The organism is Rhodopila sp. (assembly GCF_965277825.1).
GTDB lineage: Bacteria > Pseudomonadota > Alphaproteobacteria > Acetobacterales > Acetobacteraceae > Rhodopila.
In genome coordinates, this window is record NZ_OZ255846.1 from 3,504,557 (window position 1) to 3,519,381 (window position 14,825).

At 65.1% G+C, this 14,825-nt stretch carries 14 protein-coding genes; 9 read left to right on the top strand and 5 right to left on the bottom strand.

Features of this window, described 5'->3' with window-relative positions:
• Entirely contained in the window at window positions 1-435 is a 435-nt protein-coding gene (gene rplK / locus ACQY4T_RS17215) for a 50S ribosomal protein L11 (RefSeq protein WP_428533109.1), read from the bottom strand.
• A gap of 284 nt (window positions 436-719) precedes the next feature.
• Between rplK and ACQY4T_RS17220 the strand changes: the two genes are divergently transcribed.
• From ACQY4T_RS17220 to ACQY4T_RS17230, 3 genes are all read left to right on the top strand, one after another.
• Window positions 720-1,196, top strand: coding sequence for a hypothetical protein (locus tag ACQY4T_RS17220; RefSeq protein ID WP_428533111.1), 477 nt, complete (start codon window positions 720-722; stop codon window positions 1,194-1,196).
• 130 nt (window positions 1,197-1,326) lie between these two features.
• Window positions 1,327-2,025 (top strand): GDSL-type esterase/lipase family protein, encoded by a 699-nt coding sequence (locus tag ACQY4T_RS17225; RefSeq protein ID WP_428533113.1) that lies wholly within the window; start codon window positions 1,327-1,329, stop codon window positions 2,023-2,025.
• Between the two features lie 54 nt (window positions 2,026-2,079).
• Complete coding sequence (locus tag ACQY4T_RS17230; RefSeq protein WP_428533116.1) at window positions 2,080-2,385, top strand: DUF1330 domain-containing protein; 306 nt, start codon at window positions 2,080-2,082, stop codon at window positions 2,383-2,385.
• Window positions 2,386-2,404: 19 nt separating this feature from the next.
• On the opposite strand, the gene ACQY4T_RS17235 is transcribed toward ACQY4T_RS17230, so the two are convergent.
• The gene (locus tag ACQY4T_RS17235) at window positions 2,405-2,614 is read right to left on the bottom strand and encodes a hypothetical protein (protein WP_428533119.1); all 210 of its coding nucleotides are present in this window, start codon (window positions 2,612-2,614) and stop codon (window positions 2,405-2,407) included.
• Between the two features lie 107 nt (window positions 2,615-2,721).
• A complete protein-coding gene (locus ACQY4T_RS17240) occupies window positions 2,722-4,185 on the bottom strand; it encodes an MATE family efflux transporter (RefSeq protein ID WP_428533122.1) in 1,464 nt (487 codons plus the stop codon).
• Between the two features lie 560 nt (window positions 4,186-4,745).
• On the opposite strand from ACQY4T_RS17240, the gene pcaH reads away from it, so the two are divergent.
• The 6 genes from pcaH (at window position 4,746) to ACQY4T_RS17270 (ending at window position 11,459) form a co-directional block, all read left to right on the top strand.
• The gene (gene pcaH, locus ACQY4T_RS17245) at window positions 4,746-5,453 is read left to right on the top strand and encodes a protocatechuate 3,4-dioxygenase subunit beta (protein ID WP_428533125.1); all 708 of its coding nucleotides are present in this window, start codon (window positions 4,746-4,748) and stop codon (window positions 5,451-5,453) included.
• A gap of 1 nt (window position 5,454) precedes the next feature.
• Complete coding sequence (gene pcaG / locus ACQY4T_RS17250; protein ID WP_428533128.1) at window positions 5,455-5,976, top strand: protocatechuate 3,4-dioxygenase subunit alpha; 522 nt, start codon at window positions 5,455-5,457, stop codon at window positions 5,974-5,976.
• Window positions 5,977-6,120: 144 nt separating this feature from the next.
• Window positions 6,121-6,543, top strand: a complete 423-nt coding sequence (locus ACQY4T_RS17255) for a hypothetical protein (RefSeq protein ID WP_428533131.1) — start codon at window positions 6,121-6,123, stop codon at window positions 6,541-6,543.
• Between the two features lie 152 nt (window positions 6,544-6,695).
• Complete coding sequence (locus ACQY4T_RS17260; RefSeq protein ID WP_428533133.1) at window positions 6,696-7,946, top strand: ABC transporter substrate-binding protein; 1,251 nt, start codon at window positions 6,696-6,698, stop codon at window positions 7,944-7,946.
• A gap of 139 nt (window positions 7,947-8,085) precedes the next feature.
• Window positions 8,086-8,955 (top strand): branched-chain amino acid ABC transporter permease, encoded by an 870-nt coding sequence (locus ACQY4T_RS17265; protein WP_428533136.1) that lies wholly within the window; start codon window positions 8,086-8,088, stop codon window positions 8,953-8,955.
• The gene (locus ACQY4T_RS17270; RefSeq protein ID WP_428533139.1) at window positions 8,952-11,459 is read left to right on the top strand and encodes an ATP-binding cassette domain-containing protein; all 2,508 of its coding nucleotides are present in this window, start codon (window positions 8,952-8,954) and stop codon (window positions 11,457-11,459) included. The genes ACQY4T_RS17265 and ACQY4T_RS17270 overlap by 4 nt, the downstream gene beginning before the upstream one ends.
• Window positions 11,460-11,536: 77 nt before the next feature.
• Here ACQY4T_RS17270 and ACQY4T_RS17275 read toward each other — a convergent pair whose 3' ends face one another.
• Window positions 11,537-13,228 (bottom strand): methyl-accepting chemotaxis protein, encoded by a 1,692-nt coding sequence (locus tag ACQY4T_RS17275; protein WP_428533142.1) that lies wholly within the window; start codon window positions 13,226-13,228, stop codon window positions 11,537-11,539.
• 138 nt (window positions 13,229-13,366) lie between these two features.
• Window positions 13,367-14,584: an SMP-30/gluconolactonase/LRE family protein gene (locus ACQY4T_RS17280; RefSeq protein WP_428533145.1), complete on the bottom strand. Its 1,218-nt coding sequence runs from the start codon at window positions 14,582-14,584 to the stop codon at window positions 13,367-13,369.
• Between the last annotated feature and the right edge of the window lie 241 nt (window positions 14,585-14,825).

Consider the following 14,825-nt stretch of genomic DNA (forward strand, 5'->3'; position numbering starts at 1 on the left):
TCAGCCCTCCACCACGGTGAGGCCCATCGAGCGGGCGGAACCGGTCAGCATGCGAACCGCGCCGTCGATGTCGTTGGCGTTCATGTCCTTCATCTTGGTAGCGGCGATCTCTCGCAGTTGGCTGGTGGTCACCCGACCGGCGGAGGCACCTTTGCCTACGGTCTGGCTGCCCTTGGTGATGCCGGCGGCCTTCTTCAGGAAGTAGGTGTTGGGCGGGGTCTTGGTGATAAAGGTGAAGCTGCGGTCGGCGTAGGCGGTGATGACCACCGGGATCGGCATCCCGGGTTCCATCTGCTGGGTGAAGGCGTTGAACTCCTTCACGAAGGCCATGATGTTGAGGCCGCGCTGGCCCAGCGCGGGTCCCACCGGCGGCGACGGATTGGCCTTGCCGGCCGGAATCTGCAACTTGATGTAGCCGACGATTTTTTTCGCCATGTGATCCCTGGTCCTTATCCGAGGGACCGCGGTGTCAGCGACTTGGGCCGCGATGCGGCGGCCCAGCAGTCTCCCGCGTTCCAAAGAGGCGCGCGTATAGGCGCGGGTTCGCGCGCTGTCCAGCGGAAACTTGGGCGGGCGGCGTGAGGACAGTTGCAGCGGCGCACCTATGGACTTCGTGCGATCCAAGCGCCTATGCACTTGCTGCAGCGCAGGATTGACGGAGCGCGGCCGCACGGAACATGTTGGACCATCTGAGAACACTCTTTGTGGAGTGGGAGACAATGACGCATTTGCCGATGCGGATATTCCTGGGCTGCATCGCCGGCGCGGTTGCCGTGCTGGTGTTCCACCAGACGACGTTGCAGTTGTTTTTCTGGGCGGGTTTGGCGCCGCAGGCGGCGTTTCGGTTTGCCGTCGTGCCGCCGTTCAACGCGCCCATGGTGGTCAGCATCACCTTTTGGGGCGCGGTGTATGGCGGATTGTTTGCCTTGCTGGCACCTCGGCTGCCTTGGCCGACCGCCGCCAAGGCGTTGCTTGCGGGCGCGTTCGCCGGGGTGATGGGCTGGTTCGTGGTCCGTCCGCTGGCGGGGCATCCGGCGGCATTCGGCTGGCAATCGGCGGCGATGCTGCGGTCGGCCGCCGCCTGCTTCATGTGGGGCGTCGGGCTCACGCTGATCCTGCCGCTGCTGCGTCCGCGCCGGTTGCGCGGCTGGCAGCTTCGGCGGAACGCCTGGAATCGCCGCCACCTTGCAACCTGACGGTTGAACGGCTGAGTTGACGCATCCTCGGGGTCGGATCGCGAGACGGCCGGATCTGGCGTTCCGGCGCCGGGTTCTAGTCGGTCTCGCAATTTTGGTGGCATGTCCGGCTTTCGCTCGCGAACGCACGGTGCTGGCGGCCACGCCGATCGCGCGGACCGATCTGGCCTGGTGGCGGCAACGCCATGAGGCGAAGCTTGGCGAGTTGGCGCAGAGCAAACCCAAGCTGATTTTCCTGGGTGATTCGATCACCCAGGACTGGGAGTTGTCGGGTCCTCCGGCGTGGCGGGATTTCGCCCCGCAATGGCGCCGGTTCTATGGTGACCGGCGGGCCGTCAACCTGGGGTTCAAGGGCGACACGACCGCCAGCCTGCTTTGGCGCATGCGCAATGGGGAGGTTGCCGGGATCGCGCCCAAGGCCGCCGTTGTGCTGATCGGGGCGAACAACCTGGGGCGCGTGCATTGGTCGGCGGAAGATACCGTCGCCGGCATCGGCGCGATCCTGGATGAGTTGCACAAGCGCTTGCCGCGAACCAAGATCCTGTTGCTGGGTGTATTGCCGTCCGAGCGGTCGGCGTGGATCAGCGAGACGACGGTGCGAATCAACCGGATGTTGGCGGCCAGGTGTGGGGACGACCCATCGGTATCGTATCTCGATCTGACGGCATTGTTCATGCGTAATGGCGTGTTGAACCGAGATCTGTTTCTCGATCCAAGGCTGACGCCGCCCGACCCGCCGCTGCATCCGACCGCCGAGGGTCAGGTGCTGATGGCGAAGGCGATGGAGCCGGTGTTGGCCAAGATGCTGGGCGACCAGCCGCGTTCGTAGTTGGTTTGACTGGACGATTCGCGTTCAGGGTGATCGTTGTCTGTAGGAGGCGGCATGGCCAAGGGATACTGGGTGGCGCGGGTCGATGTCAGTGATCCGGCCGGTTACCAGCAATATGTCGCGGCGAATGAAGCGGCGTTCCGACGCTACGGCGCACGTTTCATCGTGCGTGGCGGGCGGTTCGAGGCGCCGGAAGGGACCGCTCGGTCGCGCAACGTGGTGCTGGAGTTCAAGGACTATGAGACCGCGGTGGCGTGCTATCACTCCGCCGAATACATGGCGGCGAAGGCGTTGCGGGAGGGGCGGTCGGAAGCGGACGTGCTGGTCATCGAGGGATATGACGGGCCGCAGCCTAGATAGCGGCGGAATGAAGTGGGTGTCAGACGTCGGTTGGGCTGAGTGTCAGGATCAACTCGGCGGAGAGCTTGTGGACCTCTGATTCGCGTTCCAGGGTTTTCGGAAAGCGGGTTCGCCTGGACTGTACCAGGGCCTGCTTTGCTTTCGCCACGTGCCAATCGCGCACCGCGAGCAGCGCGGCGTCCCAGCCGCGCTGGAATTCGGCGGTAACTTCTGGTCTCGGTTTTGCCATGTCATGCTCCTTGGGCTGGCAGCAGGTTAGACTGGCAGCAGGTTAGACTGGCAGCAGGACATGGCGGTCGGGTTGGGCGCCGTTAAGGTGGTGCGGGCGTGTTGCGGTCAGGTCGGGACGGTGGTGGTCAGGCACGGCGCCGCGGCCGTCGGGCGGTCGGCTTGCTGGGGTTCGGGCTTTTGCCGGTTGGCGCGGAACCAGACGCCTGAGTGCACCGCGGCGGCGAGGATCGCGCCGTAGAGCACCAGTGCCAGCGCCAGGCAGCCGAACAGCCATTGCAGTGACCCGGTCAGGTGCAGCGCCAGTGCGCCGCCGCCGACCGCGACCAGCATCCGGCAGAGTCCGGCGAGCAGCGGCCAGAGCAGGCGTCCGGCTCCCTGCGAGGAAAAGTACAGCGACAGGCCGAGGCCGAAGAAGCCGTATGCCGGGCCGACGGTGCGCAGGTAGGCGGCGCCGATCCGCAGCATCTGGGGATCGGCGCCGAACAGGCCGAGCCAGGCGTAGGGCCAGATTGAGGCAGCGATGCCGAGGGCCTCGGTGAGCAGGAACGCCAGCGCGGCTCCGGTCAGGGCGATGCGCAGCGCGCGGTCGGGCTGGCCGGCGCCGATATTGGTGCCGACCAGGGCGACCAACGGGCCGCCGAAGCCGAAGACCACCGGGATCAGCAGATATTCCAATCGGCCGCCAGTGCCGTAGCCGGCGACGCCGTCGGGTCCCGCCGCGGCGCCGACCAGGGCGGTGGTCAGCAGGATCGTCAGGCTGGTCTGCAGGGTGCTGATCGACCCGACGACTCCGACCCGGAGGATGTCGGCCAGCATCCGCCGCTGCAGCCCGGACCAGCGCGGCCGCACGACGCTGCGTCCGGCGAGGATGTACCAGGCCAGGATCATCGCGGTCAGCGTGGTGGTCAGCAGCACGGCGGCGGCGCCGCCCTGGATGCCCATCGCCGGGATCGGGCCAAAGCCGAAGATCAGCGCCGGGGACAGCGGCACCAGCAGAACCACGCCGAGGCAGATCGCCATCGCGGGGACGAACATGTTGCCGGTGCCTCGGATCACGCTGGCCAGGGCGTTCATCAGCCAGACCAGCACGTTGCCGCCGAACACCAGGTTGGAATACAGCATGGCCGCCTGCAGCGACCCGCCTCGGCCGCCCATGGCGGCGTAGAGCGGGTGTCCGCAGGTCAGCACCAGGACCGAGAAAAACAGTCCCAGCGCGCCGTTGATCAGGATGGCGTGCCAGACCAGCGCGTCGGCGTCCTGGCGCCGGCCGCCGCCGAGGGCGCGCGCGATGGCCGAGGAGATGCCTCCACCCATGGCGCCGCCCGAGATCATCTGCATCATCATGAAGCCGGGGAACACCAGCGCCATCCCGGTCAGCGCGTCGGTGCCGAGATGGGAGAGCCACCAGGTCTCGATCAGTCCGGTCGAGGCCTGGGCCGACATCACCAGGATGTTGGGCCAGGCCATGCCGAGGAGGGTCGGCACGATGGCGCCATGCAGCAGTTTGGCGGTGCGGGGACTGAGCGGCGGCCGTTGCGGGTCCGTGGCCGTCGTGGCGATCATGGTCATGGGATGGTTGCCGGCCTACTTGATTGCATCATGCAAGTTAGGCCGAACGACGATCGTGTCAACGGCTATCGCGGTCGAGCATCGGAGGGGAAAGCGGCGGCCGGACCCCGCAAATCGTTTTTTGGGCGCATCTTGACCGTTCAGCCGAGCTATCTGAACGGGATCCGCGCCATGGGCGAGCGGCCAGGCGATCGAAGTGTGCCGGTATCGATCGGGTGGCGGCTCGGCTCCGGTGGACAGGCGGAACGGCTCCGCTGCCTGCAACACCGCCGTGCAGTAGCCGACAGCGTTTTGCCCGCGCGGCGGCGCGCAACGTCGGCTTTCTTTAGGGCATCGCCGGACTGAGCGAGGCCTGGATGCCGGATCCGATGAGGCCGATCGGATAGCATGGCTGCATGGTTTGCCGCCAATTGCCTCAGGCGCGGAAACGGGTCGATAGTGCGTGGGTCGGTTGGCGGACAAAAGGTCACCGCCTCCGTAGCCAGAGTGGCGGCCTGGGCGATCGGCCAGGGAAGGTTGAGTTTGAATTGCTCGGGATGACACCGCAGCAGGAGGCACGCATGACGACCGAGACCGCGCCGTTCCGACCGATCGCGGCGGGCACCCAGCCGGCGAACGACACCCAGTCTTACGCCAGCACGCATCGGCGCCATCCGGAGCGGCCGGCGCTGAGGATTCCACAGACCGTGACCGAGACCACCGGTCCGCGGTTCGATCCAGCTCGGTTCGGGTCGATAGCGGATTTGTCGGTGGTGAACGGCACGCCGGCGCAGGGCGAGCGGATCATCGTCCGCGGGCGGGTGGTGGACGAGGATGACCGGCCGGTGCCGCATAGCATGATCGAAATTTGGCAGGCGAATGCCGGGGGCCGTTACGACCATCCCGGCGATCAGCACGATGCGCCGCTGGATCCGAATTTCCGGGGCGGCGGCCGGGTATTCTCGGATGCGGATGGCTGGTACCAGTTCACCTCGATCAAGCCGGGGGCGTATCCCTGGCGCAACCACCACAATGCTTGGCGGCCGAACCATATCCATTATTCGCTGTTCGGCAGCGGGTTTGCGCAGCGGGTGATTACCCAGATGTATTTTCCTGGTGATCCGCTGCTGGCGCTGGACCCGGTTTACCTGTCGGTGCCTGATCCGGCGGCGCGGGAACGGCTGGTGGCGGCGTTCGACATCGACATCACGGCGCCGGAATGGGCGCTGGGCTACCGTTTCGATTTCGTGCTGCGTGGTCGCGGCGCGACGCCGACCGAACGGGGTTGAGATGACGGTGGCGACGGCTAGTCAGACGATCGGTCCGTTCTGGCACCTGATCGAAGATCCTGCCTGGGCCGACCTGACCCGGTTCGGCGCCGCGGGCGAAAGGGTCGTGCTGACCGGGACGGTGTTCGATGGCGCCGGCGCCACGGTTACCGACGCGGCGATCGAGATCTGGCAGACCAGCCCGGAGGCGTCCGACAGGTTCCCTGGATTTGGCCGCTGCCGCACTGACGGCGGCGGGTCATTTCGGTTCACGACGTTAAAGCCGGGCCCGGTTGCCGGCTTGGGGAATGCCTTGCAGGCGCCGCACGTGGCGATCTCGATCTTTGCCCGCGGGTTGCTGAAGGCACTGACGACACGGCTGTATTTTCAGGATGAGCGGTTGAACGAGACCGACCCGGTGTTGTCGCTGATCGAGGATGAGGCGGCTCGGCGCAGTCTGATCGCGCGCCAGGTGGCGGCCGATGCCTGGCGGTTGGACATCAGGCTGCAGGGCGACGGCGAGACGGTGTTCATGGACATCTGATGGCTGATGAGATGTCCCTGGCGAAATCTCGCCATGGTCTCCTTCAGCAGCACGCTGACCGAGAAGATGGAAGCGGCCGCGACGATCGACTTTGACGGCGTCGAAATTTTTGAAACGACCCGCTGACGTTCGAGGGGGTCCCCGGTGGACGTGCGTTACCTGACAGAGAGTCTGCGGCTGAAGATCACCTGCTTGCAGCCGTTTCGCGTCTTCGGAGGCGATGCCGCAACCGCAGCGCGCGCAACATGGACCGCGGAGCGCAAGTTCGACGTGATGGCTCAACTTGGCGCGGAGTTGCTGCTGGTGGGTGCAGCACATCGCGATGGCCCGCACCGACATCTTGCAAGCGCTGCGGCAGTTCAGCGCGCGTTGGGCGCGTTTCCTGCCGATTGCAAGAATTACTATGAGGATATCGCGGCGCGCTGGTGGTTGGACGAGCGGGTGGAATCGTTCCGCGCAAACAATGTGCTATTTGACCGCGACGACGGCGGTGAGTTCCTGCACGCCTATACCGATGCGTTCGACAACCGGTTCTTCTTCGAGATCGTGCAGCGGATCGGCGGCTAGCAGCAATACTGGGCGGCGAACGCTGCGGTGCGCATGGCGGCGCAGGCGCAGCGGCGGAGCGCGGCGCCAAAGACCGAGTTGCCTGGGTAACGGAGCCGGGCTATTTGATCCCGGCAGCCTGCTGAATAGAAGAAAGCACGGGGGAACGAAGGATGACGTCTGCAAAGACCGGGCTGACACTGCCGCGCCGCAAGGCCCTGCTTGGTGCGGCCGGTCTGGCCGCCTCCCCTCTGGTCGTGGCGCCTTTGGGGGCGCCGTTCGTGGCTCGCGCGGCAGAACCGATCCGGATTGGAGTGCTGTTGGCCAAGACCGGGCAGATCGCGGCGCAGACCGAATATCTGGCCAACGGCACGTTCCTGGCGATGCACGAGCGCAACAACACTTTGATGGGACAGCCGGCCGAACTGGTCTGGCTGGACGAACCGACGCCTCAGGCGGCGACCCAGAACATGCAGAAACTGGTGCAGGAGAACAAGGTCGTGGCGATCCTTGGCGGGTCGCTGTCATCCAACGCCCTGGCCGAGGAGGCGACGGCGGCGCAGTTGAAGGTTCCGTTCGTGTGCGACAATGCGGCGGCGACCGAGATCAGCGGCAAGAACTGCAATCGCTATACTTTCCGGCTGAACACGCCGGTTGCGGTGCAACAGCGGATGATCACCCCCTATGCGCTGTCGTACGGCAAACGCTGGTATCACATCACCGCATCCTACGCGTTCGGCCAGGACATCCTGCGCCAGTCGCGGGCATTGCTGAAGGCGGCCGGGGGCACCGAGGTGGGATCGGATGAGGCGCCGTTGAACACCGCCGATTTCAGTTCGTTCATCCTGAAGATCCGGCAGGCCAAGCCGGATGTCGTGGTGGGCGGCCTGTCGGGGGGCGATCTGTCCACCTTCCTGAAGCAGTGGAACGAGCTTGGCATGAAGGGCAAGATCCCGTTCGTGGAGATCGCGATCGGCGACACTGACATCTGGGCGGTGGGGCCAGAAGCGGCGACGGGGACATACACCTCGCTGTGGTATTACAAGAACCCGGACAATCCACCGGAAGAAAAGGCTTTCGCCGACGCCTATCAGAAGAAATACCGCAAGCCGGCGGCCGATAAGGCATGGATGGGCTGGATTACCGCTCGTTCCGTGTTCGATTCTATCGACGCGGCGAAGTCGACCGAGCCGATGGCGATCATCGAGGCGATGGAAGGCTGGAAGGTGCAGGCCGGCAAGTCGTCCTACAGCTATCGCAAGTTCGACCATCAGATGCTGATGCAAAATCTGGCGGTGAGCGTGAAGGACAATATCACCGACAAGTGGGACTATTTCGACGTCAAGGCGACGCTGCCGGCAAATTCTGCCGAGCTCGACAAGGTGTTCGGTACCGAGGCGGAAATCGGCTGCAACATGGGGTGAACGCGGCCGGACCGGGGGTTACTTCGTGTGCTGTTCCGAGCCCGGGCCGGGCTATCGCGGCCGGTGTTCGTGGGCCGGTTGAACCCATGGATCGGCGGGCCAGTCCTGGGTTTGCGACGTCTGGCGGGACGGTAGCGTCATGCTGGAAATAGTTCTGTCGCAAGTGGTCAGCGGGCTGGTACTCGGCGGCCTCTATGTGCTTATCGCCATTGGCCTGTCGATCATTTTCGGGCTGCTCGGCATCGTCAACTTCGCCCATGGTGCGTTCTTCACGTTGGGCGCGTATCTGGCGCTGACGCTGTATCAGTACTTTGGCTGGCCGGCCGTGATCTTGGCGCCGATCGTCGTTGGTGGCATCGGTATGGTCGCGGAACGGCTGCTGATCCGGCGGCTGTATGACAAAGAGCCGCTGATTAGCCTGATCGTCACGTTTGCCCTGGCGCTGCTGATCGAGGCCTCGGTGCGGTTGATCTGGGGCGGCATCGGGCAGCCGTTCAGTCCGCCTCCGTTGCTATCCGGCTTCCTGATCTGGGGCCCGATCCTGATCACCAAATACCGTTTCAGCGTGCTGCTGATGACCGCCGCGGTGTTGCTGTTGCTGTGGCTATTCCTGGAGAAAACGCGGTTCGGCCGGATCCTGCGCGCCGGGTCGCGTGATCCGGAAATGGTCGGACTGCTGGGGATCAACCTGCCGCGGGTGCTGACCTGGGTGTTCGGCCTGGGCTGCGCGATCTCGGGTATCGCGGGAGTGCTGGCGGCGCCATTGTGGACGATCACGCCATCGATGGCGACCAACGCCATCATGCCGGCGTTCGTTGTCGTGGCGATCGGTGGCCTGGGGTCGTTCGCCGGCGCGGTGATTGCCGGGCTGCTGGTCGGCGTGGTGATCGCCCTGACCATCCAGTTCTATCCCGCGGCGTCGGGCGCGGTGATGTATCTGTTCATGGCGCTGATGCTGCTGTTACGGCCGCGCGGACTTCTGGGTGAACGGTGGGAGCGATTCGAATGAGCGCCGCGCTGCGCCACCCGGTCGTGCTGGTGTTCGTGGTGCTGCTTGCGCTGACCGGGGTGTGGCAGTTGATCGGCGCGCCGATCGGGTTGATCACTCAGATCGCGATCTACACGCTGTATGGCGCCGGTGTCTGCATGCTGGTCAGCTATACCGGGCTGGTGCCGTTCGGCGCGTCGGTGTTCTTCGGCTGCGCCAGTTACGCGGTGGCGTTCGTTATGCTGAGGGGGGCGCCGAACGAGATCGTCGGGCTGATGTTCTGTGTCGGGTTTTCACTGGTTTTGGCGGCGGTGATCGCGCTGATAATCCTGCGCCGCCGGGGGCTGTATTTCTCACTGCTGACCTTGGCATTCTCGCAGATCGCGTTCGAGATCGCCTACAAATGGACTTCCGTGACCGGCGGTGAGAACGGTCTGCAGGACGTGCCGCGTCCGTTGTTCACCAGCGCGTGGTCGTTTCACGCTTTCGCCGTCATCACCGTCTGCCTGGGCATCGGACTGTTGTGGCGGATCGCGCACTCCCCGTTCGGGCGGTCGCTGCAGGCGCTGCGCGACAACGAACAGCGGGCGCAGAGCCTGGGTTACAACACATTCCTGCTGAAGTTCGTTGCGTTCGTAATCATGGGCGGTGTGGTCGGCTATGCCGGTGGGCTGCTGGCGTTGATGCTGAACGGCGCCTACGCCGACAACCTGAGTTGGCAGCATGCCGGCGATGCCTTGCTGATGGCGGTGCTGGGCGGGGTGCACCACTTCCTCGGCCCGTTATGGGGGGCCATTGCGTTCATCCTGCTGGAAGACCGGCTGTCGGCCCTGACAGAAAGCTGGTGGCTGATCTTCGCGCCGATCGTGATCCTGTTCGCGCTGGCCTCGCCCGAGGGCATGCAGGGCCTGGTGTTTCGGCTGATGCGCCGCAACGACTGGACGCTGACGCGGAAAGCCATTCCGCCGCGACCGGAGTCGATCGAGCCTTATCGCGCCGGCGGGACCAAGCTGGATCCGGCGAAGCCGATCCTGACGGTGACCGGGTTGAACAAGCGGTTCGGGTCGCTGGTGGTGGCGAGCGATCTGAATCTGCAGGTTTATCCGTATCGGCTGCACAGCTTCATCGGCCCGAACGGGGCGGGAAAAACCACCTTCTTCAACATGCTGACCGGCATCCTGAAGCCTAACGACGGCCGTATCGTGTTCGATGGGCACGACATCACCGATCTGGCGCTGCACCGGCGCATTCGCCTGGGGCTGTCACGCTCGTTCCAGATTCTTAGCGTGTTCGCCAACCTGACGACGTTCGAGAACGTTCGGGTCGCGGTGCAGGCCCAGGATAGGCGGCGCTGGGGGCTCTGGCGAGACGCCTATGGCTATGAGGACCTGAATGCCCGCACCTGGTCGCTGTTGGCCGCGGTGGGGTTGCAGGACCGCGCCGCCGAACCGTGCGCCAATCTTGGGCATGGCGAGCGGCGATTGCTGGAGATCGCTATCTCGCTGGCCACGGAGGCGAAATTGCTGCTGCTGGACGAGCCGCTAGCGGGGCTCGCGGAGGCTGATCGGGTGGTGGTGGGTGGGCTGATACGCGGTCTGGCCGAGAGCCACGCGGTGCTGCTGATCGAGCACGATATCGATCGCGTGCTGGCATTGTCGGATCGCATCACGGTACTGCACCAGGGCCGGGTGATCGCCGATGGCGACCCGGCATCGGTCGCCGCCAATGCCGACGTCGTCACCGCCTATCTGGGTGCCGAACGGATCGTTCCGCCGCCGTCGCCGACCGAGGCGGAGCGCGTGGTGCATGCCGCCGGCAAGCCGGTCCTGGTGGTCGAGAAGTTGCGTGCCGGCTACGCGGGCAGCGTGGTGCTGGAGGAGCTTTCGCTGGTGGTGCATGAAGGCGAGGCCGTTGCCTTGCTGGGTCGCAATGGCGTCGGCAAGACCACCACCTTGCGCGCCATTACCGGGACAGTACGCTCGGCGGCTGGGCGGATCACGCTGGACGGCGGCGAGATCACCAACATCCGGCCATACGAGATCAACCAGAGGGGCGTCTCGCTGGTGCCCGAGGGACGGCGGCTGTTCCCGAACCTGACGGTGCTGGACAATCTGCGGCTGGCGATGCGGCCGGGCGGGGCATCGCTGGACGATGTCTATTCGCTGTTCCCGAAACTGAAGCTGCTGCAGCGGTCGAAGGCCGAAAGCCTGTCGGGTGGGGAACGCCAGATGCTGGCGATCGGCCGTGCCCTGACGGTTCCGGCCAAGCTTATCCTGCTGGACGAACCGTTCGAGGGCTTGGCGCCGACCATCGTCAAGGAAGTGATGGACGCGCTGGCGCAGTTGCGCGGCCGGGTCGCGATGGTGATCGTGGAGCACCATGCCGAAACCATTCTGCCGCTGGTGGACCGAGCCTATGTGCTGGTGAATGGGCGGGTGGCGTTCGAGGGCACGGCGAAGGCTCTGGAGGATGATCCGGCCTTGCAGGCTCGGCTGCTGGGGGTAGTGCAGAAGGAGGTGGCGTGACAGACGGAACGGTCCGGAGCGCCCGTCGCCGAGCGACGCGATAGCGGTCGCGGCGGCGTGCCCTGGGTGAGCTGGAATTACGCGGCCCGGACTTCGGTCACGAAGCTGTCCACCTCGGAGCGCAGCGTGCTGGCTTGGCGGGCCAAACTGTCGGCGGCCTGCAGCACCTCGGTCGCCGTTTGGCCGGTGCTGTTTGCTGCCCCTGTCACGGCAGCGATCGTCACGGCGACGTCATGTGTGCTGGCGGCGGTTCGCTCGGTCGTTCTGGCGATCGCGGCGGTGGCCGCGCTCTGCTCCTCGACCGCAGCGGCGATGGTTGTGGCGATGGAGCCCATCTCCTGGATGGTCGCGGCGATGTCGCGAATGGCGCGGACCGCCTCGTCGGTGGCGGCGCGAAGTTCGGCGATTTGAGCGCCGATCTCCCCGGTGGCCTTGGCGGTCTGGCTGGCCAGGCTTTTGACCTCGGAGGCGACGACCGCGAAACCCTTGCCGGCGGACCCGGCGCGAGCGGCCTCGATGGTGGCGTTCAGTGCCAGCAGGTTGGTCTGGCCGGCGATGTCGGCGATCAGATTGACCACCAATCCGATCTTCTGCGCACCTTCCGCCAGCGCTTGGACAACGCTGTCGGTGCGGCGCGCGCCCGCCACCGCCTGGTCGGCGATGCGCGCCGAACGGGCGACCTGCTGCGAGATTTCGCCGATCGCCGAGGTCAGTTGTTCGGCCGCGGCGGCCACGGTCTGCACCCCGGAACTGGCTGTCTCGGCCGCCGCGGCGACGATCGAAGCCTGCTGATTGGTTTCGTCCGCGGAGCATGACATCGACCGCGCGGTTAGCTGCAGATGCGCAGACGACGACGAAAATACCGCGACGGTGCCAGCGATCTTGTTCTCGAATGTCTTGACGAGGTCGGTCAGGCGGGCGGCGTGCATCTGCTTTATCGATTGCTCCGCGGCCTGCGCCGCCGCAAGATCGGCGGCCTGGATCATGTTCTGCTTGAAAACCCGCAGGGCGGCTGCCATGGCGCCGATCTCGTCGGTGCGTTCCGCCCCATAGATCGCGGCGTTGGTATCGTTTCGCGCCAGGCGACGCATCACCCCGATTACACGGGTGATCGGCACGGAGACGCCAGCGACCAGCCAGAACCCGGCCAATGTGCAGACAATTGTAGCCGCGACCAGGGTGAACGTCACCCAGATCCACGCCGATGCGTAGGTCGCCGTGCCCGACATCACGGCCTGGTCGGCGATCCGATCGTTGAACTCGATGTCCGCCGCCAGCACGTTGCGGAAGTCAACGATCTGATGGCGGAAGGTGGTGAACAGAAGGGTAAGTGCGCCGGCGTGGTCGCCGGTGCGTTCCAGGTGGATGATCTTGTCACTGTTGCCAAGCAGCGCGGACCATCTGTTTTCGACCTCGGCCAGCAGCCGGCGTTTTTCATTGTCGGTGGCGAGCGGCCGGTAAGCGTCCAGCGCCCGGTGTACATCGGCTCGGCCGTTGGCCATTAGTTTGTCCATATCGGCCCTGGAGGTGTCATCGTAGCTCATCAACCGCAATGCCACGGCGGCCCTGTAGCGCTCGGCCAGAACAGAGACACGGCTGAGCGCCTTGACGCTTGGCAGCGCGTTCTGGCCGATGGCGACGAGGCGTTGATCGATCGAGGCCATACGCTGGATCGCGAATACACCGAGCGCGATGGTGGTCAGTCCGACGATAGCGAAGGACAGGATCACCTTGGTGCGAATGGTGCCGCCTCGTATCCAGGGGCGCATAGGCTTGGTGCTTTCCGGTTGGCGACAGAGTGGGGCGGGACGCGAGCCGCGACGTTGGCGCGTCACGGTTCGCATACGCCTTGCGCCGACATTCCACCGGCAAAAGGTTGAAAAAGGGTTAAGCCTGGGCTGTTTTTTTCAGCCCGGCGCGGCTCCCTGGGTTTGCACCTGGAGCAAGTACAGCGACTGGCTGGCGCACATGAACAGCATGTTTCGCTTGGGGCCGCCGAATGCCAGGTTGGCGCACACCTCGGGCAGGCGGATGCGGCCGAGCTGCTTCCCCTGGGGCGTGAACACGACGACGCCGGCATAGCCGAGGACGGTGTTGGAACTGATCCAGAGATTGCCCGAAACGTCCGCCCGCATGCCGTCGGGGCCGCATTTGACGCCGTCGACCATCATGTCGGTGAAGCGGCGCATGCCGCCGAGCTTGGGTCCCTGCACGTCGAATGCGAAGACGTTGCCGCCGCCGCCCTGACCTTGGTCTCCCGGTCCCTTGCCGGTGCTGATGATGTAGAGCGTCTTGTAGTCGGGCGAGAAGCACAGCCCGTTGGGATCGGGAAGCTGGTCCTCGGTGACGACGACGTCGAGGCGGCCGCTGGGATCCCAGCGATAGACGCTGTTGGGCAGCTCACGCTTGCGGCCGCCGATGACACCGGCGTCGGGGGCTCCGATGCCGGGGTTGAAAAGGCCGGCGGCGTTGGTCGAGCCACCGGAGTCGTCGGGATGTCCCTCGGAGAGGCTGTCACCGTAGGGCGGGTCGGTGAACCAGATGCTGCCGTCGGGATGCGGCACAAGGTCGTTGGGCGAATTCAGGCCCTTGCCTTCGAACTGGTCGGCGATGACGGTCATCATGCCGTTGTGCTCCCAGCGGATGACGCGACGGTTGAAGTCCTGGGTGGAGAGCTGGCGGCCCTGGAAGTCGAACGAGTTGCCGTTGCTGTTGTATGATGGATTGCGATACTTGCTGACCTGTCCGGTTTCCCAGATGTAGCGGTACTGCGTGTTGGCCTGGACGTCGCTGAACACCAGATATTGGCCCTCGCTGGACCAGGCTGGACCCTCGGCCCATTTGAAGCCGGTCCAGACCCGGCGGATCGCGGTGATGCCCAGCAGGGATTGCTTGAACGCAGAGTCGACGACGATGATGTCGGGATCGGGGAAGATGTCCGGCTGGGCGAAGCGGCCCCACTGCCTGGGCGGGTTGGTGATCACGCTGGGTGGGGTGGCAACGTTGTCGGACCTGGTTTCGGCGCGGGCCTTGGTGGCGGCTACGCTGGCCGCAGCGGTGGCGGCGACGCTGGCGGCTCCGGCGATGATGGCGCGGCGCGACGTGCCTCGAACATGCGGGTGCATGGTGTTTCCTCCGTTTCTTCTGCCTTGCTGGCGGGCTGATCCTACCCCCGGTGAGGTGATAATCGAAACACCTGATGGTTGGCTTTGCATGTGCCAGCGGCACATCTAGTGTCGCAGGTCTGAAGTTCGTCATATCGGGCGAACATCAGACTCGCGATGCTAGCGCTTTATTTCAGTGGCCTGCTGATCCCAGAAGTGCGCCGCATAATGTGGCCGGACTTCTGGGGCAGAACACCAGGTT